Genomic DNA, 26,997 nt, shown 5'->3' with positions numbered 1-26,997 from the left:
GACTGCGACGGCATGAAGATCCTGGTGAGCAGGAGTCTGTGGTTAGGGTTGGGGCTGGTCCCGCTTTCGCTCTGGGCGGCGCTTCCCCCTCTTGGTGCATCCGAATTGTCCCAGACCTTGCAACAGCTGGAAGACGACAGGCCACCCCAGCAGGTGTTTCGCACCCAGGTGGCCGCCCTTGCCGAGCAGCGGGACGGATATCCGGCGGAGGCCCAGGGGCGGATCGCCCGTCTGCAGTGCTGGGCCCAGCCCGCCGAGCGGGACGAGGATTTTCGGCGGGCGGTGCGCTTTGCCGACGAGGCGCTGAAATGGGCACGGGCCCGCAAGGACAGGGTCAGCGAGAGCGGCCTGCTCGCCTGCCGGGGCTATCATCAGCAACTGCTCGGCAACATGGAGGCTGCCGGCCAGGACTATGACGAGGCGCTGACCCTGGCGCGCCGGCTCGGGGACGAGCGGCAGCGGGCCGACATCCTCAGCCTGCGGGGGGAGATGTACTCCTATCAGGGGGAGCTGGCTGAAGGGTTGATGGAGCTGATGGATGCCCATCGGCGCTACGAGGCGCTCGGGCTGGAGGGCAAGGGGCGGGAGGTGCTCGCCAAGATCGCCAATGCTTACCGCCGGATGGGGCTCTACGAACGGGCCCAGAACTATTTCCAGGAGCTGGAGCACGACTATCGGGTGGAGGGGGACGAGGAGCATCTGGTGGATATCCATACCCAGCAGGGGCTGCTCTATGTGGAGACCGGGGACTATGAGCGGGCCCTGCCCCTGATGGCCGAGGCCGAGCTCTACTATCTCGGCCAACAACAGGAGGGAATGCTGGCCTGGACCCGGATCGAGATGGCTACCGTCCTGCTCAATCAGGGCAAGACGGAGCAGGCCATGACCAAGCTGGAACAGGCATCGGCCCTGTTGCATCAGCAAGGCAAGGGGGCGGACAGCGTGACCCGGGGCCACTGGTATATCGTCATGGCCCAGGCCCTGGATGTCATGGGCAAGCCGACCGAGGCGCTGCGCTATCTGGATCAGGCCGAGCCCATCTTCACCAAGGAGCAGAATCTGCGCTTTCTGGCCTGGGTGCACGAGGTACGGGCCAAGGTGCTGGAGCGCCAGGGGCGGATCAAGGAGGCCCTGGTCAGCCTCAAGCAATATGTGCAGATCAAGCAGGATCTCGAGAAGATGCTGCGGGAGCAGCGCTCCTTGCAGATGCGCTTCGAGTTCGATCTGGCCCGCAAGGAGCTGGAGAACCAGACCCTCAGATCCCGGCAGCAGTTGCAGGCCGAGAAGCTCAAGCAACTGCAGGAGCGACGTCACTGGCAATACCTGGTGGTGGCGCTGCTGGTGCTGGTGATGGGGATCCTGGTCATTCATCAGCGCAGCCGCACCCGCAAGATGCACCGCCTCGCCATGACCGACGAGCTGACGGGCATCCACAACCGGCGCCAGATCCAGGCCAAGGGGCGCAAGTGGTTCAACCAGGCGCGGGAGGGGGGGTCCCCGCTTAGCGTCTTGCTGCTGGACATCGATCACTTCAAGAAGGTCAACGACCGGCTCGGCCATCACGTGGGGGATTTGGTGCTCACCGCCGTGGCCCAGTGCATCGAGGAGCAGTTGCGCAGCCTGGACCGGGTGGGGCGCAACGGCGGCGAGGAGTTCCTGGTGCTGCTGCCCGACACCCGGCTTGACGAGGCGGCCGAGGTGGCGGAGCGGATCCGGTTGCAGGTCTCCCGGCTGCGTATCGAGGGGGTGCCGGCGGATCATCCCATTCACGTCAGCATCGGCTGCGCGGAGTACAACCCGGAGGATGACAACCTCGGCGAGCTGGTGCGCCGCGCCGACGAGGCCATGTATCAGGCCAAGCTGGGGGGACGCAACCGGGTGGTGAAGGCGGCCTGAGCCCGGCCTGCGTCATTGCGTTCCCGGTGACGCCGGGCTGGGTATTTTTCACTCGCGCGGGTATAATGCCGCGCAATTTTGCTTTGACTCAGGTGAGAAGACCCATGTAACGCAACGCCCCGCTTTTTCTCCACCGGTTGGCCATATGCCAGCTCGCGTGGCGCCGTTGTGTCTCTCCGGGCCTTGAGTCGAAGGCGTATCCCGGAATTATTCCCACGGTGGCCAAGGCCGCCGCTCAATAGAAGAACGCTGAATTATGTCTGCTGAATTTCTGAGTGAAGTCTCCAAGAGACGCACTTTTGCGATCATCTCGCACCCGGATGCGGGTAAAACCACCATCACCGAGAAAGTCCTGCTGTTCGGACAGGCCATTCAACGGGCCGGGACCGTCAAGGGTCGTGGATCGGGCCAGCACGCCAAGTCCGACTGGATGGAGATGGAGAAGCAGCGCGGCATCTCCATCACCACCTCGGTGATGCAGTTCCCCTACGCCGATTGCCTGGTCAACCTGCTGGATACCCCGGGTCACGAGGACTTCTCCGAAGACACCTACCGCACCCTGACGGCGGTGGACTGCTGCCTGATGGTCATCGATGCCGCCAAGGGTGTCGAAGACCGGACCCGCAAGCTGATGGAAGTCACCCGTCTGCGGGACACACCCATCCTCACCTTCATGAACAAGATGGACCGCGAAGTGCGCGATCCCATGGAGGTCATGGACGAGGTGGAGCGGGAGCTCAAGATCATGTGCGCCCCCATCACCTGGCCCATCAGCTGCGGCAAGTCCTTCAAGGGGGTCTACCACCTCTATAAGGACGAGACCTATCTGTACCAGAGCGGTCAGGGCCACACCATCCAGGAGAAGCGGGTGGTGAAGGGGCTGAACAACCCCGAGCTGGATGCCGCCATCGGCGAAGATCTGGCGGCGCAGCTGCGCGGCGAGCTGGAGCTGGTGCAAGGCGCCTCCCCGGAGTTCGACCACGAGGCCTTCATCGCCGGCGAGATGACCCCGGTCTTCTTCGGTACCGCCCTTGGCAACTTCGGTGTCGACCACATGCTTGATGGCCTCACCGACTGGGCACCGGCGCCCATGCCGCGCAAGGCCGAGAGCCGTGAAGTCGAGGCCACCGAGGAGAAGTTCTCCGGCTTCGTGTTCAAGATCCAGGCGAACATGGACCCGAAACACCGTGACCGCATCGCCTTCATGCGCGTGGTGTCAGGCACCTACTCCAAGGGCATGAAGATGCGCCACGTGCGCATCGGCAAGGATGTGAACATCTCCGACGCCGTTACCTTCATGGCCGGTGATCGTGAGCAGGCGATCGAGGCCGTGGCGGGCGACATCATCGGCCTGCACAACCACGGCACCATCCAGATCGGCGACACCTTCACCCAGGGTGAGGATCTCAAGTTCACCGGCATCCCGAACTTCGCCCCCGAGCTGTTCCGCCGCATCCGCCTGCGCGATCCCCTCAAGCAGAAGCAGCTGCTCAAGGGGCTGGTACAGCTCTCCGAAGAGGGGGCCGTGCAGGTGTTCCGCCCGCTCATCAGCAACGACCTCATCGTCGGTGCGGTCGGTGTGCTGCAGTTCGACGTGGTGGTCTCGCGCCTCAAGAGCGAGTACAACGTCGAGGCCCTGTACGAGGCGGTCAACGTCTCCACCGCCCGCTGGGTGGAAGGGACAGACGTCAAGAAGTTCGAGGAGTTCAAGCGCAAGAACGAGGTCAACCTGGCCCTCGATGGTGGTGACAACCTCACCTACATCGCGCCGACCATGGTCAACCTGCGCCTGGCCCAGGAGCGTCACCCCGACGTCCTGTTCCGCCAGACCCGCGAGCACTGATAGCCGTTCGCAAGCCTCGAAGGCTGACGATAGACAAGACCCCGCTTCGGCGGGGTCTTTTGCTATGGGCGCTTTTTGGGGGGAAGACGCGCCCCGTTCCGCGCCCCGTTCGGGGTTGATTGATGAATAAAAACAAAGGATAAGTGATTTAAATTTCAATCATGGAGAGAGATATGTCCGTCACCCTGCCCGTCGAGGCACAGTTCGCTGCCTACAATGCCCACGATCTCGAGGCCTTTCTGGCCTGCTTTGCCGAGGATTTCAAAGGCTACCGCATGCCGACGGAAAGCCCAACCACCGTCGGCAAGGGGGCGCTCAGCGCCTTCTACGCCGAGCATCGCTTCAACAACCCGGCCCTCAAAGCCGAGCTGTTGTCGCGTACCGTCATGGGCAACAAGGTGTTCGATCACGAGAAGATCCACGGCCTCTCCCCCGACCCTATCGAGAGCGTGGCGGTGTTCGAGGTGGAAAACGGCCTTATCCAGACCGCCTGGTTCTATTTCCCCGCCTGAGGATGGCTGGCTTGGCGGGCCTCCTGGCGACAAAGCTGATATAAGGGGAATTCATGGGCGGTTCGCTTGCCCATCACTATGACAACAAGGAGTTTTTTTCATGCTTGGACGCATCACCAACCTCTTCCCGCTCTGGGCCCTGTTATTTTCCCTGCTGGCCTATTGGCAGCCGGGACTGTTCGTCGGTCTCAAGGGGGAGATAGTCACCCTGCTGACCATCATCATGCTGGCCATGGGGCTGACCCTCAGCCCCCAGAATTTCCTCGACGTGGCGCGCAACAAGAAGGCCATCGGCCTCGGTCTGGTGCTGCAGTTCAGCGTGATGCCGCTGGCGGCCCTGCTGGTCAGCCTGCTGCTGGGTTTTGATGGGGAACTGACCGTGGGCATGGTGCTGGTGGGCAGCGTCGCCGGGGGAACCTCCTCGAACGTCATGTGCTATCTCGCCAAGGGGGATGTGGCCCTCTCCATCACCATGACCGCCCTCTCCACCCTGCTGGGGGTGGTGATCACTCCCCTGCTGGTACAACTGCTGGCGGGCAAGAGCGTCGATGTACCCGTGCTGGACATGTTGCTGAGCCTGGTCAAGATAGTGCTGATCCCCGTGGTGTTCGGGGTGCTTGCCAATGTCTTCCTCTCCTCCCTGACCGCGCGGATCGAACCCGTGCTGCCCCTGGTCTCCATGGTGGCCATCGTCATGATCATCGCCATCGTGGTGGCGCTCAATGCGGGCCAGTTCGCCACCATAGGGCCGATCGTGGCGCTGGCGGTGATCCTGCACAACGGCATCGGCATCACCGCGGGCTACTGGATCAGCCGCTGGCTCGGGTTCGAGGAGCGGATCTGCCGCACCGTCGCCTTCGAGGTGGGCTTGCAGAATTCGGGACTGGCCACGGCGCTGGCGATGAAGTTTTTCACTCCTGCATCGGCCATGGCTGGCACATTGTTCTCTGTCTGGCACAACTTGTCCGGTTCCCTGCTGGCCGGATTCTGGGCTAAGCGCCCCCTCGCGGCGGACAAGGGATTGAAAGAGACGACGGCCTGATCTGGGCCCGAAATTGTGAAGCGGGAGGGCTGAAACCCCTGCGCGCCTTTGCTGCAAAATGACAAGACCCCGCCACGGCGGGGTCTTTTTGTGGTGGGCTCCCCCTTTCTAGACTTGAGGGAAACCGGGCCTGGGATGCGGGTGCCTGACATCGGGCTAGAAGGCGCGCAGCAGCCTGGCCGGATTGCCGGCATAGGTGCCGGGGATAGTGATGTCGCGAGTCACCACGGAACCTGCCCCGATGACGGCGCCCTTGCAGATCCGCACCGGCAATATGGTGGCGTTCGAGCCGATGGAGACCTCGTTCTCGATGTGGGTGCGGCCCCAGTTCGCAGAGTCCGGATCCGGGGCACCGCCCTGAAACAGGTCATTGGCAAACATGACCCCGTGGCCGATAAAGCAGCGCTCACCTATGGTCACCTGCTCACAGATGAAGCTGTGAGACTGGATCCGGGTCCCGCGCCCTATGCTGACGTTGGCCTGGATCTCCACGAAGGGGCCGATGAACACCTCGTCGGCCAAGGTGCAGCCGTAGAGGTTGACGGGTTCCACTATGGTCACCCGCTCGCCGAAGCGCACATCCTGCACGCCCACGCATCCCCGCGTCGGTTCATTCATGCAATGCCCCTGATTTCAACGTCAACACCATGCAGATCTCGCAGGCGTCGTGACCCGTGTTGCCAAGCGGCCCCGGCAGGTGATCGAAGCCGAGAGATTCATAGAGCGCGGTGGCTTCGCGCAGCACGGCGGTGGTCTCCAGATAGCAGCGCCGGTAGCCCAGGGCATTGGCCTCGGCGAGTGCCTGCAGCACCAGCCGCCGTCCCAGCCCCAGCCCGCGCAGGGCGGGCAGGAAGTACATCTTCTGCAGCTCGCACACATCCTCCATGCCCGCCAGGGGGGCGATGCCGCCGCCGCCGAGAATGGTACCGTCCGGCCCCTCGATGACCCAGTAACGGCTGCGCTCCCCCTGATAGGTCTCATGGAGAAAATCGAGATTGGGATCCGCGACGCCGTAACCCTTGTCGGCGGTGAGACCGTATTCGGCGGAGACGGCGCGCACCACGGCGGCGATATGGGGATTATCGGCCTCTGTGATGGGACGAATGCGATAACCCTGCTGGCGGCGGGCCCGGGAGAGGGCGCTGCGATAGAGGCGCAGTCCTTCCCAGAGTTGCTCACGCTCCACCGGGCTGAGCTGGGCCAGGGCCTCGGCGGTGGCGCTGTCCATCTCCTGATGCAGGGCCAGCAACTGGGACTGGCCGGCGATGGTGAGGCGCGCCTCCTTGCTGCGTCCGTCAGAGGGGTGGGGGTGCCAGCCGATGAGGTCGCGATCGGCCAGGCGGGCAAGGGGGCGGCTGGCGTTGGATTTGTCGATGCGCAGCCGCTCCGCCAGTTGCTGGTTGGTGGCGGGGCCGTTTTCCAGCTCGATCAACAGGTGAGCCTCCAGCGGGGAGAGGGCCAGGGCGCCGCACTGTTGGGAGAGCATGCCGAGTTCGCGGACGAGATCGCGGGAGAGGGCGCGCAGGGGTCGGGGATCCATCGGTGATTGTCCTTGTTTGGTTGTCATCAGCAACCAATATAGCAATGTAGTTGTCTCTAGCAACTTGTTTTTTGGCGAAATGATGGACTATGGGGACGGGCAGGAGAGCGCGGGCATAAAAAAAGGGCCCGGGAGTGGGGCCCAAACATTGGAAACCTGCACCAGGGCGCAGATCCCATCCTTGGTCAGGAAGATGGCCTGACACTTGCGCGTCGGCAGAGTGCAGGCCAGTGAGTTTGTCGGCGCTTCACAGCCGCTCCGTTAGCCCGGGGATCCGCCCGGCCGTGGTGTCGGCCGCCTGGGTCAGATCAGCTCGGCCAGCATGGTGTCGGCGTAGGGCAACAGGGGTTCGGCCTTCTTCACTCTCTCCAGATAGTCCGGGTTGGCGATGAGGGGGCGACCGATGGCGACGAGATCGAAGCGGTCTGCCTTGATGGCGTCGGCCGCGCTTTCGGCGCTGTAGTTGCCGACTCCGACCAGGTGGCCGTCGTAGTGGGCGCGCAGGTAGTCGGAGGCGCGGCCATCCAGGTAGTCGAAGGTGAGGCTGTCATCGAAGATGCCGAGGTGCACATAGGCCAGGGTGCGGCCATTGAGCTCGGCCAGCAGGTGATCGAACACGGCGCGGTCGCGAGCATCGCCATCCAGGTGCACATAGGCACCGGGGGAGAGGCGAATGCCCACCCGCTCGCCGCCGATACGGGCCGAGATGGCATCGACCACCTCCAGGGCGAAGCGGCTCATGTTCTCCGGGGTGGCGCCGTAGGCATCGGTGCGCAGGTTGCTGGCGTGGTGCAGGAACTGATCGATGAGGTAGCCGTTGGCACCGTGGATCTCCACCCCGTCGAAGCCCGCCTCGATGGCGTTGGCGGCGGCCTGGGCGTAATCCTCGATGAGTTGCAGTATCTCGGCCACCGTCAGGGCGCGGGGCACCTGATAAACCAGCTCGCGCATGCGCGGCACAGTGCCGTCATGGGCGATGGCGGAGGGGGCCAGCACCTCGCCCTGATGGAAGAAGGGGTGGGAGAGGCGACCCACGTGCCACAGCTGGGCGAAGATCTTGCCACCCCTGGCATGTACGGCATCGGTGACCTGTTTCCAGCCAGCGATCTGCTCGGGGCTGTAGATCCCCGGCGTGTTGGGATAACCCTGGCCGTCCGGGCGAATGATGGTCGCCTCGGAGATGATGAGGCCGATGTCGGCACGGCGCGCATAGTAGGCGGCCATCTGTGCGGTGGGAACCAGACCCGGTCCCGCCATGCAGCGGGTCAGGGGGGCCATCATGAAGCGGTTGGCCAGGGTCAAGGTGCCGTTGAGGCGATAGGGTTGAAACAGGGTATCCATGGTCAGCATCCTGGGAAGTATCATTCTTGAACGTGCATTCAAGACGCTTTTTGGTTTGCGTGCAAGTATTTTTTGAGCGAGCATTTAACGGCCATTGGTCTTGCATGCCCCCTCGGGGTAAACTTGCCGCCTTTTTTTGCCCCGACCAGGGGCCCTCTCAATGGAGAACCCATGCGCATTGCCGAGTTCGACCGGGACCATGTCCTGCGAAGTGCCATGGCGGCGTTTCGTGCCAAAGGGTATGCCAAGACCACCATGCAGGAGCTGGTGGCGGCCACCGGTCTGCATCCGGGCAGCCTCTACGCCGCCTTTGGCAACAAACGCGGCCTGCTGCTGGCGACGGTCGATCACTATGTGCAGGAGAAAGGCGTCGAGCGCCGCCACCGCCTGGAGAGCGCCGGCCCCCTTGCCGGCCTGCACGCCTATCTCAACCAGCTGGTGGATGACGCCCTGCAGGGCTCCTGCCTAGTGACCCGCACCCTGATGGAGCTGGCGGAGCAGGATGAGGAGATCTACCTGCGCTGCAAGGTCATCTATGGGGAGCTGGAGCAGGATCTCGCGGCGCAGTTGCTGCGGGCCCGCGAGCAGGGGGAGCTTGCGGCCGGCTGCGACATTCCCACCCTGACCGCCTTCTTGCAGGTCAATATCCAGGGGATCATCACCTTCGCCCAGTGCCGTCCCGACCGGGCGCTGCTGGATGGCGTCATCAACCAGCTGATGGCGTCCCTGGCCTCTCGCTAAGCGCTGCTAATCTGTCGTCACCGGCCTCTTCGACGGATTTTTCCCCCATCCCTTGCTCTCGCTGCCAGCCTCTTCCATCTTGATGGGACTGTGTCAGGGAGCAAGCAAACATGGCCAAACCATCCAAGTCCCGGGCGATGCTGCAACACTTCACCGCCCCCCGTCTCTCCATCGCGGAACGCTTCGCCGCCGGCAAGGCCCTGCGCGAGCAGATCCCCCGTGAATCCCATGCCCTGCTGCCCGAACCTGCCCCCGGGCGGGATCCCATCGCCGTGCTCAAGGCCCAGGCCCTGACCCGCCTGGCGCAGCTGGTGCCGGTGCGCCATGCCCGCATGCAGGAGTCCCCCTTCGCCTTCCTGCGCGGGGCGGCGGCCATCATGGCAGGGGATCTGGCGGCGACCCCCAGGACAGGGCTGATGGTACAGGCCTGCGGTGACATGCACGTGGCCAACATCGGCCTCTATGCCAGCGCCGAGCGCAATCTGGTGCTCGCCATCAACGACTTCGACGAGACCCACCTCGGCCCCTGGGAGTGGGATCTCAAACGCCTCGCCGCCAGCGCCCTGGTGGCGGCCCAGTACCTGGGGGCCGATCCGGCGCGTCAGCGGGAGGCCGCCAGCAGAGTGGTGGCCGGTTATCGCACCAAGCTGCGGGAGTACGGCAAGATGGGGTTTATGGAGGTCTGGTACGACAGGCTGGATCAGGCCTCGGTGCTGGACGCCTTCTCCGCCGATGCCCACAAGCGGGTGGAGGCCTCTTTCGCCAAGGCGCGGGGTCGCGACCATTTGCAGGTGCTCGACAAGATGACGGATCTGGTGGATGAGCAGCACCGGATCCGCGAGATCCACCCCTTCGTCATCCGCGAGACCCACACCGAGGACGGGGAGCCGGTCTACGAGGTGCTCGGAGAGCTGCTGGAGGCCTATCTCGCCTCCCTGCCGGCGGACAGACGCATCCTGCTCAAGCGTTACCGGATCCTGGACGTGGTGCGCAAGGTGGTGGGGGTGGGCAGCGTGGGCACCCGCTGCTGGGTGATCCTGCTGAGCGGGGCCGATGACGACGACCCTCTGTTTTTGCAGGTCAAGGAGGCGCAACCCTCGGTGCTGGCACCCTATTTCGACTCGGAGGCGGAGAGCGGCAGTCAGGGGCAGCGGGTGGTGCGGGGCCAACGCCTCATCCAGGGCTCCCCCGACATCTTCCTCGGCTGGTGCGAGCTGCGGGGGCGCCACTTCTACGTGCGCCAGCTGCGGGACATGAAGGGGGGCATCGACATCACCCCGGGCGTGGTCAAGCCGCGCCACTTCGTCGAATATTGTCAGCTCTGCGGCTGGGCGCTGGCCCTGGCCCACGCCAAGTCGGGAGATGCAGCGCGCATCGCCGGTTACCTCGGCAAATCGACCGTGATGGACGAGGCCATCGCCGATTTCGCCGTGGCCTATGGGGAGCGTACCCGGGAGGATCACGCCCGCCTGCTGGCCGCCATCGCCAGCGGCGACCTGCCGGTGGCGAGTGAGGCGCGTTGAGTGCAATTTGCGCCCTTCTTTCCTTGCGGAAGAGGGGCTGGGGCTGCTCTCTTTGCTAACCCGGTTCTTGATTGACCAGCTCTCGCATCAACTCCTTTAGCCAGATAAGAGCCGGTTGCTGGGCGTGGTGATAGGGAGTGTGCCAGACGCAGCCTGTTGCCCTAACCCGGCTCCTGATTGACCAGCTCCCGCATAAGCTCTTTTAGCCAGATAAGGGCCGGTTGCTGGGCGTGGACCGGATGCCAGACGCAGTTGAGGTGATAATCCGGCACGTCCGTCGGCAGTGGCAGGCTCTTGAGGGGCCAGTGGTCGGCCAGCAGTTCCGCCACCTTGCGGGGCAGCACCAGCAGGTGATCGCTCTGGCTGACGATGGCGGCGGCAGACATATAGCTCTGGCTGTTGACCGAGATGGTGCGCGCCAGCCCCAGGCTTTGCAGAAACTTGTCGAGGCTCGCCTCCGAGGTGCCAAGGGGCGAGTGGAACACATGGGGCATGTCGACCAACTGTGTGAGCGTGATGCACTCCTCCGGCAGCTCGCGGGTGGCGCGCACCAGCCCGGCCAGGGGCTCGGTGAGCCAGGTCTCCTTGCCCAGATATCCCGGCACCTGCATGTACTCGTCAAACCCCAGCACCAGATCGATTTCGCCGCTGGCGAGCTCCGCCTCCGGCAGGTTGTCGCGCAGGATGCGGATCTCGATGGTGACCCCGGGCGCCAGGGTTTTGAGGCGCGAGATGAGCGGCGGGATCAGCACGCACTCCACGTAATCCGTGGTGCAGAGCACGAAGCGGCGTTTGGAGTGGCGGGGCTCGAACTCCTCCTCGTCGCTGAGCTGCTGCTCCAGCAGCCGCAATACCTGCTGCACCCCCAGGTGCAGGCGCTGGGCGCGGGGGGTGGGCAGCATCCCCTGGGGCGTGCGCACCAGCAGCGGATCGCCGAAGAAGGTGCGCAGCCGGCCGAGGGAGTGGCTCATGGCGGGCTGGCTGATAAACAGCGCCTCCGAGGCGCGGGTGACGCTGCCCTCTGTCATCAGGGCGTCAAAGGCGAGCAGCAGATTGAGGTCGAGCTGGTGCAGTTTCATGGGGGGATTATTCACGCCATTTATGGGATGATTAATCCTATTCATTTGATTGATGTGGATGCAACTTCTTACACTGCGACCACTCAGATTTTCTGCGGGTGCGCCAGGCGGTTGCGTAGCCGACGACAAGCCGGTGGGCCAGGAAGCGGTGAGTGCGCTCGTCAGCGCATGAACCGCCTCCCCATCAGCCCGTTTCCCCATTCCCCGTGATGCGCGTGTCGCCATCAGGGCCTGCAAGGATATTGCGATGAGCATCAACACCTTCAACACCACCCCGGCCAGCGATGGCTTCACCATGCCCGCCGAGTGGGCGCACCAGCAGGCCGTCTGGATGATCTGGCCGTTCCGCCCGGACAACTGGCGTGAGGCGGGTCGCTTCGCCCAGAGCACCTTTGCCAAGGTGGCGGACGCCATCGGTGGCGCCACCCCGGTCTTTATGGGGGTGCCGGCCCAGTTTATGGCGCAGGCGCGTGCCATCATGCCCGCCCACGTCACCCTGGTGGAGATGAGCAGCGATGACTGCTGGGCTCGCGACTCAGGCCCGACCGTGGTCACCAACGCCGCCGGCGAGTGCCGCGGGGTGGATTGGGGCTTCAACGCCTGGGGCGGCTTCAAGGGCGGTCTCTACCACCCCTGGAACCAGGACGAAGAGGTGGCCGCCAAGATGCTGACCCAGCACGGCATGAGCCGCTACGACGCGCCGCTCATCCTGGAAGGGGGCTCCATCCACGTGGATGGCGAGGGTACCTGCATGACCACCGCCGAGTGCCTGCTGAACGAAAACCGCAACCCGCACCTGAGCAAAGCGCAGATCGAAGGGTTGCTGCGCGACTATCTGGGCGTGAAGAGCTTCATCTGGCTGGACGAAGGCGTCTACCTGGATGAGACCGACGGCCACATCGACAACATGTGCTGCTTCGTGCGCCCGGGTGAAGTGGCCCTGCACTGGACCGACGACGAGACCGACCCCCAGTACGCCCGCTCCCTGGCCGCCTTGAAGGTGCTGGAAGCCGTGGTGGACGCCAAGGGTCGCAAGCTGAAAGTGTGGAAACTGCCCCAGCCGGGCCCGCTGTTCTCTACCGCCGAGGAGTCCGACGGGGTGGAGCAGGGCAGCGGCGTGCCGCGCGAGGCGGAAGGTCGTCTGGCTGGCTCCTACGTCAACTTCCTCATCACCAACGATCGCATCGTCTACCCGCTGCTGGATGCCGCCACCGATGGCGAAGCCCAGCGCATCCTGGAAGAGATCTTCCCGGCGCACAAGGTCATCGGCATACCGGCTCGCGAGATCCTGCTCGGCGGCGGCAATATCCACTGCATCACCCAGCAAATTCCTTCCGGTCAGTAAGCTGACCGAAGAGTGTAGAAATTCAAAACCCCACGCCGTGGGGTTTTATCTCTTGATGACATGATGGTCGCAGGCGCTGATGTGGCGATCATCATGACAAACAGTCACCCTTTTGCAGGAGATCCCCATGATCGCCAAAATGGTAGATGTCACCGAGGTTTCCATTGCCGAGCTGCGCGGTGCGCTCGAAGCAGGCCGCACCACCGCGGTTGAACTGGTCGAGGCTTATCTCGCCCGCATTGCCGCCTATAACGGCCCCGAGACCGACACCAAGCTGAACGCCCTGGTGGTAAGCAATCCCGATGCACTGAAAGAGGCGCAAGCCTCCGATGCGCGCCGCGCCCGTGGCGAGACCCTGGGGCCGCTCGACGGCATCCCCTACACCGCCAAGGACAGCTACCTGGTCAAGGGGCTGACCGCCGCCTCCGGCAGCCCTGCGTTCAAGGATCTGGTCGCCCAGCGCGATGCCTTCACCGTGGAGCGGCTGCGCGCCGCCGGCGCCATCTGCCTCGGCAAGACCAACATGCCCCCCATGGCCAATGGCGGCATGCAGCGCGGCGTCTATGGCCGCGCCGAGAGCCCCTACAACCCTGACTACCTGACCGCGCCCTTTGCCTCCGGTTCCTCCAACGGCGCCGGTACCGCCACCGCCGCCAGCTTCTCCGCCTTCGGTCTGGCGGAAGAGACCTGGTCGAGCGGCCGTGGCCCGGCCTCCAACAACGGTCTCTGTGCCTATACCCCGTCCCGCGGTGTCATCTCGGTGCGCGGCAACTGGCCGCTGACCCCGACCATGGATGTGGTGGTGCCCTACGCCCGCACCATGGCCGATCTCTTGGAAGTGCTCGACGTGGTAGTGGCCGATGATGTTGACACTCGCGGGGATCTGTGGCGCCTGCAGCCCTGGGTCAAGATCCCCAAGGCCTCCGAGGTGCGCCCGGCCTCCTATCTCGAACTCGCCGCCAAGCCCGATGCCCTCAAGGGCAAGCGCCTCGGCGTGCCTCGCATGTTTATCAACAAGGATGAACTGGCTGGCACCAGCGAGCATCCCGGCATCGGCGGCCCGACCGGCCAGCGCATCCATACCCGCGCGTCGGTAATTGCCTTGTGGGAACAGGCCCGTCAGGCCCTGGAAGCCGCTGGCGCCGAGGTGATCGAGGTGGACTTCCCGCTGGTTTCCAACTGCGAAGGGGACAGACCCGGTGCGCCGACCGTGTTCAATCGCGGTATCGTCTCGCCAGAGTTCCTCAATGACGAGCTGTGGGAGCTCTCCGGCTGGGCGTTCGATGACTTCCTGCGCGCCAACGGCGATCCCAAGCTCAACAAATTGGCCGATGTAGATGGGCCCCAGATCTTCCCCCACGATCCGGGCACCTTGCCGAACCGCGAGGGCGATCTCGCCGCCGGCATGGACGAGTACGTCAAGATGGCCAAGCGCGGTCTCAAGCGCTTCGACGAAATCGCCTCGGTGCCGGACGGCCTGCGCGGCCTGGAGCAGACCCGCAAGCGGGATCTGGAAGAGTGGATGGACGAGCTCGGACTCGATGCCGTGCTGTTCCCGACCGTTGCCGACGTCGGCCCGGCGGATGCGGATGTGAATCCGGCCTCCGCCGATATCGCCTGGAGCAACGGCATCTGGGTCGCCAACGGCAACCTCGCCATTCGCCATCTCGGCGTGCCGACCGTCACCGTCCCCATGGGGGTAATGGCCGATATCGGCATGCCGGTGGGCCTGACCTTCGCCGGCCGCGCCTATGACGACAACAAGCTGCTGCGGGTCGCCTCGGCCTTCGAGTCCACCGGCAACAAGCGCAGGGTGCCGCCGCGCACCCCGCCGTTGGGTTGATTGTCGGCTTGTACTAAATAGCTTTGGTTAGTCTGGTAACTTAATAAAACCACCTGTCGTACGGGTGGTTTTATTTTTTTTTCTGAAACTTTAAATGTAAATAATATTATTTAATTTATAGGTTGTTTGGTGCTGTGTATTTGTCATTCTCACCATATCTGGCAAGTATTAAATTTGCTTATGTTAATTCAACAAAAAAAGGACGACCTACTCGCCCTTTCCCATGGATTTTACTTGAGAGACCTAACCTCACCAAAATAAGCATTAAAAAGGTGCAATGACAGCTATGGCCAGCGGGTCTGGCTGCTGAATCGAAGATACTTGGCCATAAGTTTTTCAATTCACTGGAGAGTAGTTTTTTACCCTTGAAGGTTGAATATACCTCATAAATATCAGAGTAGCGTATTGACATGGTTGAGTTCCCACGGCGATATGAGATCTTATCTTCCCCAATTTTAGTGACTGTCGATGTACCTCCACCTGGGTTGCTGAACACGGTTCCAACAGGAATAGCTGTTTGTATTAAGTTGGCTAACTGACTTGATGTTGTTGGCATTGTGTTGAACATTCTCATATCCTGTGTAGTTAATGTGAGGATGGCATTGTTAATTCGACTTGAATCTAAAAATTAAAAAATGCATATGCAATGAATGTAAAGCTAACAATATATGTTGGTGTTATATCATAGGGCCACAGGTTCGGATAGCGAAGCGAATTCAGACGGTCATGAAAGGGCTGATGAATATCAGTAGTATTAACGGTTTTGCACTTGGCTAAAACAATCTCGATTCAGAAGGAAAGCCCATGATCATAGCTCGCACTAGTGGCGTCCTACCGACACCAGCAATGGGTGGATGTCCAATATTGTCTGGAGCAGGCTCGGCACACCTTGTCTGTTTTCTTGACGCTTTGTTACCCGGGGCGCCGAGACTTGAGTGAAATTCTCATCACCTTATGATCCGGTTCACTTTTAATATCAACCTCAGACCAACCCAACGATTGATAAAGTGTCGGGACATTTGTATACGCATAGAGATAGTTTTGTGACGACCCTAACAACTGTGATGCACCGGCATTTATTAGTTGGCTGGCAATACCTTTACCCCGGTATTCGGCACTGACAAAAACGGCATTGATCCAGATGGCATCACCGTTATGATGGGGTTCCTTGAAGCTAGAGTAAGCTAGACCACCCATCACCACATCATTCATTACCGCAACGAGAGCGGGCGGTAAGTTCGCATCTTTTGTGTAAGCATCACAAAGCCGAAAGTCTGGCCATTCGGATTGAAATAACTGTTCTAGTCGCGATAAATAGGGCGACTTTTCTCCACAAGGAATCGGTTCAATGTTATGTGGGTTTGTCATATCTCTCCAAAGGGCCGTAGGGTCAAATAGTGAATCCTATTCGGACGATCGCGATAAGGGATTATTGCTAGGAGCCCGTTGGTATCCAAGGTTTCCTGTTTGTCTTGCCATCACATCGTTCGCGGTAAACGAACGATTACTCTACGCTAATCATTCCCTTATGGCAGATGTTTCATTCACTGTATTTTGGTATTTACCTCCCCCTCGTCCCCAACCCTTCTCCCACGTGGGGGGAAGGGGTAAAAATGCTTCGCTGATCTGGTCTGGCAATCAAGCTTGGAAATGGCGCCCTCGATCTCGGGAGAGGAACCGGGTGAGACACTGCTTTCCACCTACAGCCTTCCAATTTTTCCCTTAATTGCTCCGCGACTTCACCCAGACTTCACACAAGCGCATTTTTCCCTCACAAATCCCTCGTATCTTCTGCTCACTGCTTAGAGGGCCCGCGATGCCACAAGGGCCTAGGGTCGGATATTGGGAAGGAGCAACAATATGAAGAGTTGGATCAAGGTGGGATTGGCGGGCTGTCTGGTACTGGTGGCGGGCCTCTGGGGCGGTAGCGTGCGGGCGGCGGAGATGCCCCTTGGCACAGATGGCATCGCCCTGCCGGGGCAGATAGTCACCCGGGCTGCACTCCCGATGGACACCTATGTTCAGACTCTGGAGAATCTGCTCTCGGTTGCTGCCGGGCGCAGCACCCCAGGGCGTGAATAGCGGCGGTTCTAATCCAGAGTCATGGCGGTGACTGCGTGGCATAAGGGCATCATGTCACGCAGGGTTGGGTTGAGGATCACCCCAGTCCGGGTTGGTCACTGCGTTTGATACTGCGCATCACCCCAGTCCGGGCTTATTACTGCGCCTGATATTGGGCATCCAGCCAGGCGAGGGCCGCTTGGTGGTCGTTGAATGCCTGAATATGGCCCGGTTGGCTGGGGGACATGCAGGAGAGGGCGATGTGATGGAAGACCTTGGCCGAATAGAGGGAGGCGATGGCGACCAGATTTTTCTGGCCAAGCCACTCATAGGTATCCTGCAAATGGTGCAGCGCGGACTGTATCACCCCCTGATGCTGGCGATGGTCCACCAGGGCGCAGAAACGCTGCCCGTCGAGACTGCTCACCACGCGCTTTATCTCCGTCACCCACGCCAGCATCCCCTCTTCATTGAAAGGGCCGATCAGCTCGCAGATGACCAGGTTTCCCTGCACATCGAAGATGAATTCACCGTGTTTTTTATCAAAGGACATACAACATTCTTATCCATGATCATGGGGCTGCGAGATGATAGGGAGTCATGCCCCTTGCATCAATATCCGGATGAGGGGCTTGGTCATGGGCTGTCATGTCGTGTTGACACACGATGACGAAGGGGACTTGTTCGTGGTGCCGGCGGGCCCACGCACAAAGAGGTGCGTTCAGGAGGGGGCCGGGCATGGTGGTTTCCCGCCTCTGCCTGATTGTCAGTGAAGACCTTGGCTCCCCCAGACAGCTGGTAAGGGGAATGAGAGTGCTGCACAGGTGGGGGGAACCCAGGCCCAGCCCCAGCGTCTGGCCGCGTCTGGCCGCGTCTTGGCGCCGTGACGGGTCGGCTGCCGGGCCCTGATTGATAGCCTGGGGCATCAATGCTGTTCAATCCGGGCCTCCCTTTTATAAGATGGGCCTCTCCCTTGCCTCGCAGCGACCCGGCCTTTCACCTATGCAAGTTACGCAAGACGCACAACCCGACTCCCTCACTCGCCTCAAGCAGGCCTTCGTCACCGGCATGTGGGCGTCCCTTGCCAGCATCATCATCGGCTTCGCCTTCAAGGTGTGGCTGGCGCAGTGGGTGGCGAAGGGGGATCTGGCGCTGTTCAACAGCGTGGTGGATTTGATCTCCCTGTCGCTCATCCTGATGACCGGCTTTCGCTCCTCCATGGTGGTGAGCTACTCCCAGACCCGAAACGATCGGGACATCATCAACATTTTCCGCTACTTCCTGATTGGCATGGTGCTGCTCACCTGGGGCGTCGTGATCCCCTATATCAAGCACGGGCTCCATATCCGGGCCGAGTATCTGCAACTGGTGGGGATCATCTTCGGGCTGGGGCTCAAGATCTACTTCACCAATCTGGTGGCCATGTACCGGATGTACGAGATCTCGAACCGGGTCACCTGGCTGGAGCCGCTCGCCAACGCCCTGATGTTCGGGATCTGCTATTTCGGTCTCGGGCTGGATGCGCTCGGCTCACTGTTCTACGGGCTGACCTTCTCGTCGCTCGGCATCGCGGGCTACATGTATCTGCACCGGCGCCGGGCCATCGCCACCCGACCGCTGGCGAAAGTCGCGCTCGGCCCCGAGATGCGCAGCTATGTGAAGAAGAGCTTCACCGCGTCCCTCGAGGCGGGGGCCAGTATCCTGATGATCTACATCACTGTGCTGCTCACCATACGCCACTTCAGCCTCGACGAGCTGGGGGATTTTCAGGTAGTGGTGCGTCCCATCTTCACCTATATGACCCTGTTGTTCGTCTTCCCCATCTACCGCTTCGTGCTGCCGGAATTGGCGGTCAATCTGCGCAGTGGAGATCACCGCCAGATCCGGCTGATCCGTAGCTGGATATTCCGTCTGAGTGCTATGGTCAGCATAATATTCTTTACAGTTATGCTGTTGGCGGGCAAGTCGCTGGTATTGCTGCTGTTCCCCGCCGACTATGTGGGGGCCGTGCCCGTACTGTTCCACTTCTCCATCTTCTTTATCTTTATGATGCTCAACGGCTATCAGCTCGCCTATATCAAGGCCCACGGCCACTTCACCCAGAGCCTGATCATTCGCCTGGTGGGCATAGTGGCCCTGGTGGCGGCCTACTACCTGGTGGCCGAGTTCACCGCCAACGTGGTGGCCATCATAGTGGCGCTGGGCCTGGGCTATCTGGCGATGTTTATCCTCTCCACCCTGGCGGAGCGGCGGATCCTCAATGCCCTGCCGCCCGAGCCACTCCCCCAGCCCTCGTGATATCGGGATAAGAGCAATAAAAAACGCCCAATCGGGCGTTTTTTATTGGGGATGGATGCTGAAGCTGAGGCTTTGCTCTTCCCCGGTTCTGATCCCCTTGTTGATGACAAGAGGGCTCAGAGCCTAGCGCTTGCCCTTGCCACCCTTGTTGCCAGAGAGCGCCTGCTTTCTGGCCTTCTGTTTCTGGGCTCCCTTGCTGCTGCGGCGCGGTGCGGGATCGAAGCGGGTCAGATCGGGCTCGAAGCCCGGGAACCACTGCTGGGGCAGCCGGGTATCGAGCACGGCTTCCACTTTTTCGAGCTGAGGCACGTCGTCCGGGCTCAGCAAGGTGATGGCGAGCCCCTTGTTGCCGGCGCGGCCGGTGCGCCCGATGCGGTGCACGTAATCCTCCGGCTGATAGGGGAACTCCAGGTTGATCACATAGTTGAGATCGCTGATATCCAGCCCGCGGGCCGCCACGTCGGTGGCGACCAGCGCCTGCAGGGTGCCGGCGCGAAACTCCAGCAGCACGTTTTCACGGGCGCTTTGGGAGAGATCCCCGTGCAGGGCCAGCGCATTGATGCCCCCCTTGCCGAGCCGCTGGGCGAGTTGATCCGCCCCCTGGCGAGTGCGGCTGAAGATAAGCGCAGGGGCATAGCCTTTTTCCTTCAGCAGATGCTCGACCAGCGCCTGCTTGCGATCCCCATCCACCGCATAGACCCGCTGCTCCACCTCGGCCGCCGTGGTGTTGCGCGGGGCGACTTCAATCAGTGCCGGGTCGCGCAGCAAGACCTTGCTCAAGGCGTACAGGTTGTCGTCGCAGGTGGCGGAGAAGAGCAGGGTCTGGCGCTCGGCGGGTATCTGTTTGAGCAGGGCGGTGATCTCGTCCATAAAGCCCATGTCGAGCATCCTGTCCGCCTCGTCGAACACCAGATGAGTGAGGCTGGCGAGGCTGAGTGCCCCCTGGCGCAGATGGTCGAGCAGCCGTCCCGGGGTGGCGATCAGAAGGTCCACCCCACTTTTTAGCGCCTCCACCTGGGCGGCGATGCTGACCCCGCCGTACACCAGGGCGCAGGTGAGCCCGGTCTCCTTGCCATAGCGCAGCACGCTCTCGTGCACCTGCACCGCCAGCTCCCGGGTCGGCACCAGCACCAGGGCGCGGATGGGACGGAAGGCGGCGGGTTCGGCCTGCTGCGCCATCAACAGTTGCAAGATGGGCAGCACGAAGGCGGCGGTCTTGCCGGTGCCGGTCTGGGCCCCCGCCAGCAGATCCCGTCCCGCCAGCACCAGGGGAATGGCGGCGGATTGAATGGGGGTCGGTTGGTCATAACCGAGTTCGCGCAGGGTCTGCTGCAAGCGGGGGGAGAGGGTCAGGTCGGCAAAGGAGGCTGGCATAGAGAGTCCGGTACAGGGCGAGGCCATGACGGTTGAATGTCAGGGCACAAGGGGCGCAAGAGAATGGCGCCATGGTAGCAGATGCTCCCCGCCAGGCAGAAGGCCAGCCTGGCGAGCGCGGTCAGGATTGGGGGGCGGCGTCTTCCCGCACCAGCCTGATCTGCTGCCCATGGTAGTAGGCGATATTGTGCTTGCCGTGCTGCTTGACGTGATAGAGCAGCTCGTCCGCCAGGGCGACGGCGTCCGTCACCTGCAGATAATCGCGAATGCGGATGACGCCGGCGGAGAAGGTGATGGGGGCCGGGACCTCGGCTATCCGGATGGGATGGGTCAGCAAGCGGGCGGCAGCCTGCTGCATGGCCGTTTCGTCACCCAGCCCCTTGAACAGGATCACAAACTCCTCCCCTCCCCAGCGGATAGAGATATCCCCCTTGCGGGTATTGGTGCGCAACCCGAGAGCGAAGGCGGTCAGGGCGAGATCCCCCACGTTGTGGCCATGGCGGTCATTGATGGCCTTGAAGTTGTCGATGTCCAGCAGCATCAGGTAGTCGTGATCCTGCAACAGGGTCTCGTTCAGGATGTCCCGTCGCGGCAACCGGGTGAGGTGATCCGTGTGGGTCAGGGCCCGCAGACGAGCATAGACCTGGCGCCAGGTGAGCATGATGAGCAGCAGGGCGATCAGGTAGACCTTGAATGCCGGGCTGTAGAACACCAGCTGATGCAAGGCGTCCCCATAGGAGTAGGACCACTTCAGATAGAGGGTGGAGCTCGCCTTGGTCTGCATCAGGGGGGTGTTGAGGCAGATATGGAAAGGGCGGCACGGCTCGACCTCATCGAAGGAGACGACGGTCCGTGTCGGGTTGTGGGTTTCGTAGGGCAGCAGCACTTCCCGGAAGGCGGTGTCGACGGCGATGTCGATCCCCGTCAGGCCATAACGATAGGTATTTTCGGCCTGGTCATAGAAGACGAAGGGAAAGTACATGGTGATGGTCTTCAACTGGGTGAAAGTATCGGTGTAGATATCCGACACCTGGGCTTCATCCTTGCTGCAGGGGGCGTGGCTCAGGGCAAATGCGGCGCAGCCGAAGTAGTGATGCCATGGCTCGATCTGATCCATCAAGGTGTTGGACTCAAACAGTTGATCAGGCAGCTGGGTATTGTCCGACATCAGGCCGAGCATGCGGTGATTGTCGAAGATGGCGTAAATATTGATGACGTCCGGGTAGGAGAGCACATATTGATAGGCCGCCAGCAGATCTCTGGTGGCGGGCATGAGCGGGATCTGTGCCAGCCGGGCCCGGGTCTTGAAGTCATAGGCGTAGACGTAAGCGAGGGCATCCCGGTTTTCGCTGAAAATGGGGCTCTTGATGGCATTGCTGTCGACGAACTGGATCAGCTGTGCGGGATCCAGGACGCGAGTGCGCTGATAGAACACCTCAAACACATTCGACTGCTTGTGGGCGATGAGCAGCATATCGTGCCGCACGTTGAGGTAGGCATAGTTGCCGACCACCACCAGCCCCGCCAGCGCCAGGCAGAAAAACCAGAACCTGTACCACCACTTGCGGGGGATGGGGGGGTGTTGAGATGACATGAGGATCCCTGAGCTGCCGTATGCCGTGTGCTGCCAAATGTGGCTCAAGGTAAGCCAAGTGCAGAGTTCAAGTGTGTGATTCTGAAGTCAATGCCAATGAACATCAACAAGACAGTCACTATGTATATCAACAGTTGCGCTCCTGTCCACCCTCATTGTCTGACAGACAATTGGCGAAAAATGAAAGCGCGCATAGTGAGGGATAAAAACTGATACGAACTGAATATTGGTTGAATAAAGACCGGTTCATCGGCAGGGAAGCGCCTCAGACCTCGTCGGCCAGCAGCACCTGCCCGGCATCCAGATGGTGCATCCATTCCCGCAGGATCAAGAGGGTTGCGGCAAAGTGGCGCGTCCTGGGCAGGTTGGCCGACGCCATCGGATCTCCCTCCACCATGGCGGCAAACTGGCCAAACAACTGCTCTATGCGTTCCCGGCTGAGGTGTCGCCCACCCAGTTGACTGGCCAGGGGGTAGGGGCTTTGCAGGGTCAGAGAGTCGTGGGGAGGGATCCGCGTCGCCAGCGGCATCAGTTCATCCTCTACCACCATGATGGCTTGTTCCAGTTCGAGCGGTGTCGGTGGTTCGCGTCGAAACGGGCCCGGGGTCAGGGCATCGAGACCGAAGGCCAGCGAGTACGACTCGTGGGTGCCATCCTGGTCAATCCATTCCAGCCGGCTGCGCGTCTCTCCCAGGATCAGGGTCAGTCCACTGGCTTGTCGTTGTGTCATCATCACTCCTTGCCGCACGTGATTAGATAACTCCATCCATACACCCGTTCTGGGGGGCAGGCGAGGGATTTCCCCCCATTCGGGCATGAGCGCTTGCAATGGGGATTTTTATTGGCATTCTAGATGGCTAAACGGCCAATCGACGTTGTCATCTATCCCAAGGAGTTTCGATATGGATATTCGCACTGTGCCCCGGGTGCTCGCGCTCACCCTCTCGCTGCTGGCTGGCAGCGCCCTTGCCAGTGAGGCCCTGGTGTTCCAGACCGACTTTGGTCTCAAGGATGGGGCAGTGTCGGCCATGAAGGGGGTCGCCTTCGGGGTGGATAGAAGCCTGCCGCTCCATGATCTGACCCACGAGATCCCGGCCTACAACATCTGGGAGGCCGCCTATCGCCTCTACCAGACGATCAACTACTGGCCCAAGGGCACTGTCTTCGTGAGCGTGGTGGATCCCGGTGTCGGCACGGCGCGCCACTCCGTGGTGCTCAAGACCAAGAGCGGTCACTACATCGTCTCGCCGGACAACGGCACTCTGACCCTGGTGGCTGAGCACTTCGGTATCGAGGCGGTGCGCCAGATCGACGAGAAACGCAATCGTCTCAAGGGATCCGAGAAGTCCTACACCTTCCACGGCCGCGACGTGTACGCCTACACCGGTGCCCGTCTCGCCTCCGGCACCATCAGCTTCGAGCAGGTGGGCCCCCTGCTGCCCGCCGAGGTGGTGACCATTCCCTATCAGGCCGCACTGGTCGAGCGCGACGGCACCGTCAAGGGCACCATCCCCATCCTGGATGTGCAGTATGGCAACGTCTGGAGCAACATCGACGAGGCTCTGCTGACCAAGGCGGGGATCAACAAGGGGGACAAGGCCTGCCTCAAGATCAGCGAGGGGGAAGTGGTCAGGTTCGAGGGCAAGGCGCCCTATGTCAGCAGCTTTGGTGATGTGCCTGAGGGGCAGCCGCTCATCTACCTCAACAGCCTGTTGCAGGTGTCGGTGGCGCTCAACATGGACAGCTTCGCCGCCAAACATCAGGTGCAATCCGGCGCCAACTGGCATATCAATCTGAAGAAGTGCGGTTAAAGCCGGGAATGGTCAGAAACACCACGCAATAAAAACGGGCGCACAGGCGCCCGTTTTTTCGTTCTTATATAAGGAGGAGATCAGAACTCGTTGGAGAGCGCCTTGTAACCCTTGACCAGATCGATGTTGGTGTGGGCCACGTCCTCGGAGAACTCGGTGGCATCGACCGTGACACGGGGGATCTCGGCCAGATCGCTCTGCTGGTTGATGCGGGTGGTGGAGGGCACATAGAAACCGGCGGGCAGATCGCAACCGTCGACCACCGAGTTGTGGCGCACCACGCAGCCTTCGCCGATGTGGCAGTTGAACAGCACGCTGTTGAAACCGATAAAGACCCGGTTACCGACCTCGCAGGGGCCGTGGACTATGCTGCGGTGGGCGATGGAGCTGAACTCGCCGATGGTCACGGCGGCGCCGGATTTGGAGTGGATCACCACGCCATCCTGGATGTTGGAGTTGGCGCCGATGACGATGGGCTCCATGTCTCCGGTCTCGTCCACCTCATCGGCACGGATCACGGCGTAGGGGCCGACAAACACGTTCTCCTTGATGATCACCTTGCCGCAGATGATGGCGGTCTTGTCGATATAGGCGGATTCGTGGATGACGGGCAGGTGACCTGAGGGATTCTTGCGGATCATGTTACGTCCTGTGGTAGCTGAATTCGGGGATAAGGTGGCGGGACGCGAAGGCTCGCCGGAGAGTCAGCTTACGCCTCTGATCCGGCAGGGGAAACCCTTTACTGGTCTGACCCAGGCTTGGTAGGGATATTTTGGATGGTTGTTCTTTGACTCCCTGATATGGGAGCATGAGGTTCGGCAGGGAGTTTGCTGCCGTCAGATTTCACCATGAAGAGAGAGTGCGAGATGAGAAAGACGATGGCATTGCTGGCCGCCGCCCTGCTGTGCGCCCCGAGCGTGCAGGCCAAGGGGGAGGCGGGTGAGTTCGACTATTACGCGCTGGCTCTCTCCTGGTCACCCCAGCACTGCGCCGTCAAACCGACGGACAGGGAGCAGTGCAGCCGTCAGCTCGGATTCGTGCTGCACGGGCTCTGGCCCCAGTATCAGCGCGGCTACCCGAGCGATTGCAGTCGTAAGCGGCTGGATCCCCAGATGGAGCGCGAGTTTGCCGGGCTCTACCCCAGCCGTTTCCTCTATCGCCATGAATGGCAGAAGCACGGCACCTGCTCCGGCCTCGATCAGGCGCAGTTCCACCAACTGGCCAGCACCCTGCGTGAGAAGGTGGCAGTGCCTGCGGCCTATCAGTCGCCTGCCCAGCCCCTTCGCAAGAGCCGTGAACAACTCAAGCAGGATCTGGTCGATGCCAATGCCTGGCTGTCCAAGGAGAATATCACCCTGGCCTGCGCCGATGGGGGCCGCTTCCTGCGGGAGATCTACGTCTGCATCGACAAGGACGGGGAGAGCGCCGTGCCCTGCTCCGACGAGATGCACAAACGGGAGGCTCGCTCCTGTGGTCAGCCAGATTTTTTGCTAAGAAATGTGCGTTGAATAGCGATTATGATCACCCTCTTGGCCATGGGGCAGAGAGATCAAGAGTGTCATGACACAGGGAGGCGATGAATGACCGAGGTAAAACAGTTCCCGGCGGACGAGCGGGCCTTGCTGCTCGGGGTGAAAGGGGTGGGGCCCACCGTCATCGGCCGACTCGAACAGCTGGGCTACCACAGTCTGGCGGAACTGGCCCACGCCGATATGCCTCATATCGTCCAGCTGGTGGCCAGCATGCTGGGATCGACCTGCTGGCAGAACAGCCCCCAGGCCCGGGGTGCCATCGAAGGCGCCATCTCCTTGGCCCGGACGCAGCAGGGAGAAGCAAGGGGTGAGCGAGAGGAGCAATCATGAGTCTGCTTGCCCGGCTGGGAGCACGTTACCCCATCATCCAGGCCCCCATGGCGGGAGTACAGGACGGCAAGCTGGCGCTGGCGGTCAGCGCTGCCGGCGGGCTCGGCTCCTTGCCGGCAGCCATGCTCAGCCCGCCCGCATTGCAACAAGCCTTGCGTGAGCTTTCAGAGAGTGGACTCGGGCCCTTCAACATCAACTTCTTCTGCCACCATCAGCAGGATCTTGCTCCCGCCGAAGAGCGCCGCTGGCGGCAGGCGTTGGCGCCCTACTATGCCGAGCTGGGACTCGCGGCCGATGCCAGTCTGAGCGCCCCGAGCCGCGCCCCCTTCAATGCGGAACATGCCGCCATCCTGGCCGAGTTCAAACCCACCGTGGTGAGCTTTCACTTCGGCTTGCCTGACCCGGCCTTGCTCAAGAGCGTGAAAAGCTGGGGAGCTATTGTACTGGCCAGTGCCACCACGGTGGCAGAGGCGCGCTGGCTGGCAGAGCATGGTGCCGATGCCATCATCGCCCAGGGGCTGGAGGCGGGAGGCCATCGCGGCCATTTCCTGTCGGACGATCTCAGCCTGCAGCAAGGCACCTTCACCCTGTTGCCGCAGATAGTGCAGGCGGTGAAGCTGCCGGTGATCGCCGCCGGGGGCATCGTCGATGGCAAGGGGATCCGCGCCGCCCTGGCGCTGGGGGCGAGCGCCGTACAGATGGGCACCGCATTCCTCTGTTGCCCAGAGGCGACCACCTCGGCCCTGCACCGGGCGGCCATCCAGTCGGAGCTGCGCCATCACACTGCCCTGACCAACCTGTTCAGCGGCCGCCCCGCCAGAGGCATCGTCAACCGCCTGATGCGGGAGTTGGGGCCCATCAGCGAGCTGCCTCCCGCCTTCCCCCACGCGAGTGCGGCGCTGGCCCCGATGCGCAGCGCCGCCGAGAAGAGTGGGAGTGTGGACTTCTCCCCGCTCTGGGCCGGGCAGAATGTGGCGGGTTGTCATGAAGGGCCCGCCGCCGAGCTGATGGCGACCTGGGTGGCCGAGGCCGGCCTGATGCCATCGATACCCTGATGCCTTCTATATATAGAAACGCCATGAGGAACAGATGCAGGGATGCCATCCAAGGTGGATGACTCCAGCGGGCCGACGCTGGGGCCTTTAATGGTATCATTTCACTAGTATCTGTGGATAAGTTTGTATAGAAGTTGTGTGTTAGCATGAATAACTAACTAATTGCCATTTTTTGCAATTTTATTGCGATTATCTCTTGCCAATGTGAGCGATGTCTCTATAATGCGCCTCCATCGA

General features: G+C 61.6%; 25 protein-coding genes. 14 read left to right on the top strand and 11 right to left on the bottom strand.

The features are described 5' to 3' along the window. Positions 1-12 precede the first annotated feature (12 nt). The 4 genes from ABNP46_RS17295 (at position 13) to ABNP46_RS17280 (ending at position 5,293) form a co-directional block, all read left to right on the top strand. Positions 13-1,896 carry a diguanylate cyclase gene (locus ABNP46_RS17295; RefSeq protein WP_349919477.1) on the top strand — a complete coding sequence of 628 codons (1,884 nt, stop codon included), beginning with the start codon at positions 13-15 and terminating at the stop codon, positions 1,894-1,896. A 253-nt stretch (positions 1,897-2,149) separates the two neighbouring features. Then, entirely contained in the window at positions 2,150-3,739 is a 1,590-nt protein-coding gene (gene prfC, locus ABNP46_RS17290) for a peptide chain release factor 3 (protein WP_349922547.1), read from the top strand. Between the two features lie 173 nt (positions 3,740-3,912). Further along, complete coding sequence (locus ABNP46_RS17285; protein ID WP_349919475.1) at positions 3,913-4,251, top strand: nuclear transport factor 2 family protein; 339 nt, start codon at positions 3,913-3,915, stop codon at positions 4,249-4,251. 100 nt (positions 4,252-4,351) lie between these two features. Continuing rightward, on the top strand, positions 4,352-5,293 hold the full coding sequence (locus ABNP46_RS17280) for a bile acid:sodium symporter family protein (RefSeq protein WP_349919473.1): 942 nt from the start codon (positions 4,352-4,354) through the stop codon (positions 5,291-5,293). 156 nt (positions 5,294-5,449) lie between these two features. On the opposite strand, the gene ABNP46_RS17275 is transcribed toward ABNP46_RS17280, so the two are convergent. The 3 genes from ABNP46_RS17275 to ABNP46_RS17265 form a co-directional block, all read right to left on the bottom strand. Then, positions 5,450-5,911, bottom strand: coding sequence for an acyltransferase (locus tag ABNP46_RS17275; RefSeq protein WP_349919472.1), 462 nt, complete (start codon positions 5,909-5,911; stop codon positions 5,450-5,452). Further along, entirely contained in the window at positions 5,904-6,833 is a 930-nt protein-coding gene (locus ABNP46_RS17270) for a bifunctional helix-turn-helix transcriptional regulator/GNAT family N-acetyltransferase (protein WP_349919471.1), read from the bottom strand. The genes ABNP46_RS17275 and ABNP46_RS17270 overlap by 8 nt, the downstream gene beginning before the upstream one ends. 303 nt (positions 6,834-7,136) lie before the next feature. Then, positions 7,137-8,174, bottom strand: coding sequence for an alkene reductase (locus ABNP46_RS17265; RefSeq protein ID WP_349919469.1), 1,038 nt, complete (start codon positions 8,172-8,174; stop codon positions 7,137-7,139). Positions 8,175-8,345: 171 nt separating this feature from the next. Here ABNP46_RS17265 and ABNP46_RS17260 point away from each other — a divergent pair, with 171 nt between their 5' ends. Further along, a complete protein-coding gene (locus ABNP46_RS17260; RefSeq protein WP_349919468.1) occupies positions 8,346-8,915 on the top strand; it encodes a TetR/AcrR family transcriptional regulator in 570 nt (189 codons plus the stop codon). 110 nt (positions 8,916-9,025) lie between these two features. After that, positions 9,026-10,438 carry a DUF2252 domain-containing protein gene (locus tag ABNP46_RS17255; protein ID WP_349919466.1) on the top strand — a complete coding sequence of 471 codons (1,413 nt, stop codon included), beginning with the start codon at positions 9,026-9,028 and terminating at the stop codon, positions 10,436-10,438. Between the two features lie 161 nt (positions 10,439-10,599). Here ABNP46_RS17255 and ABNP46_RS17250 read toward each other — a convergent pair whose 3' ends face one another. Beyond that, complete coding sequence (locus ABNP46_RS17250; RefSeq protein ID WP_349919465.1) at positions 10,600-11,517, bottom strand: LysR family transcriptional regulator; 918 nt, start codon at positions 11,515-11,517, stop codon at positions 10,600-10,602. Positions 11,518-11,764: 247 nt separating this feature from the next. Between ABNP46_RS17250 and aguA the strand changes: the two genes are divergently transcribed. Together aguA and ABNP46_RS17240 are read left to right on the top strand one after the other, a co-directional pair. Next, positions 11,765-12,862 carry an agmatine deiminase gene (aguA, locus tag ABNP46_RS17245; RefSeq protein ID WP_349919463.1) on the top strand — a complete coding sequence of 366 codons (1,098 nt, stop codon included), beginning with the start codon at positions 11,765-11,767 and terminating at the stop codon, positions 12,860-12,862. 139 nt (positions 12,863-13,001) lie between these two features. Continuing rightward, on the top strand, positions 13,002-14,705 hold the full coding sequence (locus ABNP46_RS17240; protein WP_349922545.1) for an amidase: 1,704 nt from the start codon (positions 13,002-13,004) through the stop codon (positions 14,703-14,705). 178 nt (positions 14,706-14,883) lie between these two features. On the opposite strand, the gene ABNP46_RS17235 is transcribed toward ABNP46_RS17240, so the two are convergent. Both ABNP46_RS17235 and ABNP46_RS17230 read right to left on the bottom strand, forming a co-directional pair. Continuing rightward, positions 14,884-15,273 (bottom strand): hypothetical protein, encoded by a 390-nt coding sequence (locus ABNP46_RS17235; protein ID WP_349919462.1) that lies wholly within the window; start codon positions 15,271-15,273, stop codon positions 14,884-14,886. Between the two features lie 344 nt (positions 15,274-15,617). Next, the gene (locus ABNP46_RS17230) at positions 15,618-16,073 is read right to left on the bottom strand and encodes a GNAT family N-acetyltransferase (protein ID WP_349919460.1); all 456 of its coding nucleotides are present in this window, start codon (positions 16,071-16,073) and stop codon (positions 15,618-15,620) included. Between the two features lie 492 nt (positions 16,074-16,565). On the opposite strand from ABNP46_RS17230, the gene ABNP46_RS17225 reads away from it, so the two are divergent. Then, positions 16,566-16,787: a hypothetical protein gene (locus ABNP46_RS17225; RefSeq protein WP_349919459.1), complete on the top strand. Its 222-nt coding sequence runs from the start codon at positions 16,566-16,568 to the stop codon at positions 16,785-16,787. A gap of 136 nt (positions 16,788-16,923) precedes the next feature. Here the strand turns inward: ABNP46_RS17225 and ABNP46_RS17220 are convergent, their stop codons facing one another. Further along, positions 16,924-17,319 (bottom strand): hypothetical protein, encoded by a 396-nt coding sequence (locus ABNP46_RS17220; protein ID WP_349919457.1) that lies wholly within the window; start codon positions 17,317-17,319, stop codon positions 16,924-16,926. Between the two features lie 449 nt (positions 17,320-17,768). On the opposite strand from ABNP46_RS17220, the gene ABNP46_RS17215 reads away from it, so the two are divergent. Further along, positions 17,769-19,064 carry a lipopolysaccharide biosynthesis protein gene (locus ABNP46_RS17215; RefSeq protein ID WP_349919456.1) on the top strand — a complete coding sequence of 432 codons (1,296 nt, stop codon included), beginning with the start codon at positions 17,769-17,771 and terminating at the stop codon, positions 19,062-19,064. 123 nt (positions 19,065-19,187) lie between these two features. Here ABNP46_RS17215 and ABNP46_RS17210 read toward each other — a convergent pair whose 3' ends face one another. From ABNP46_RS17210 to ABNP46_RS17200, 3 genes are all read right to left on the bottom strand, one after another. Then, positions 19,188-20,438, bottom strand: a complete 1,251-nt coding sequence (locus tag ABNP46_RS17210; protein WP_349919454.1) for a DEAD/DEAH box helicase — start codon at positions 20,436-20,438, stop codon at positions 19,188-19,190. 121 nt (positions 20,439-20,559) lie between these two features. Then, the gene (locus tag ABNP46_RS17205; RefSeq protein WP_349919453.1) at positions 20,560-22,032 is read right to left on the bottom strand and encodes a GGDEF domain-containing protein; all 1,473 of its coding nucleotides are present in this window, start codon (positions 22,030-22,032) and stop codon (positions 20,560-20,562) included. 265 nt (positions 22,033-22,297) lie between these two features. Then, complete coding sequence (locus tag ABNP46_RS17200; RefSeq protein WP_349919451.1) at positions 22,298-22,762, bottom strand: hypothetical protein; 465 nt, start codon at positions 22,760-22,762, stop codon at positions 22,298-22,300. A gap of 172 nt (positions 22,763-22,934) precedes the next feature. Here ABNP46_RS17200 and ABNP46_RS17195 point away from each other — a divergent pair, with 172 nt between their 5' ends. Next, positions 22,935-23,843 (top strand): SAM hydrolase/SAM-dependent halogenase family protein, encoded by a 909-nt coding sequence (locus ABNP46_RS17195; protein ID WP_349919450.1) that lies wholly within the window; start codon positions 22,935-22,937, stop codon positions 23,841-23,843. Positions 23,844-23,923: 80 nt separating this feature from the next. Here the strand turns inward: ABNP46_RS17195 and ABNP46_RS17190 are convergent, their stop codons facing one another. Beyond that, positions 23,924-24,484: a carbonate dehydratase gene (locus ABNP46_RS17190; protein ID WP_042641619.1), complete on the bottom strand. Its 561-nt coding sequence runs from the start codon at positions 24,482-24,484 to the stop codon at positions 23,924-23,926. Positions 24,485-24,709: 225 nt separating this feature from the next. On the opposite strand from ABNP46_RS17190, the gene ABNP46_RS17185 reads away from it, so the two are divergent. The 3 genes from ABNP46_RS17185 (at position 24,710) to ABNP46_RS17175 (ending at position 26,760) form a co-directional block, all read left to right on the top strand. Further along, positions 24,710-25,351, top strand: a complete 642-nt coding sequence (locus tag ABNP46_RS17185; RefSeq protein ID WP_349919449.1) for a ribonuclease T2 family protein — start codon at positions 24,710-24,712, stop codon at positions 25,349-25,351. 72 nt (positions 25,352-25,423) lie between these two features. Continuing rightward, complete coding sequence (locus tag ABNP46_RS17180) at positions 25,424-25,705, top strand: helix-hairpin-helix domain-containing protein (protein ID WP_349919447.1); 282 nt, start codon at positions 25,424-25,426, stop codon at positions 25,703-25,705. Next, positions 25,702-26,760 (top strand): NAD(P)H-dependent flavin oxidoreductase, encoded by a 1,059-nt coding sequence (locus ABNP46_RS17175; protein ID WP_349919445.1) that lies wholly within the window; start codon positions 25,702-25,704, stop codon positions 26,758-26,760. The genes ABNP46_RS17180 and ABNP46_RS17175 overlap by 4 nt, the downstream gene beginning before the upstream one ends. Positions 26,761-26,997: the final 237 nt, after the last annotated feature.

This window comes from Aeromonas veronii (assembly GCF_040215105.1).
In the GTDB taxonomy this organism is placed as follows: domain Bacteria; phylum Pseudomonadota; class Gammaproteobacteria; order Enterobacterales; family Aeromonadaceae; genus Aeromonas; species Aeromonas veronii_G.
Note: the sequence above shows the minus strand (reverse complement) of the source record. Positions and strands in the feature narration are given on the sequence as shown.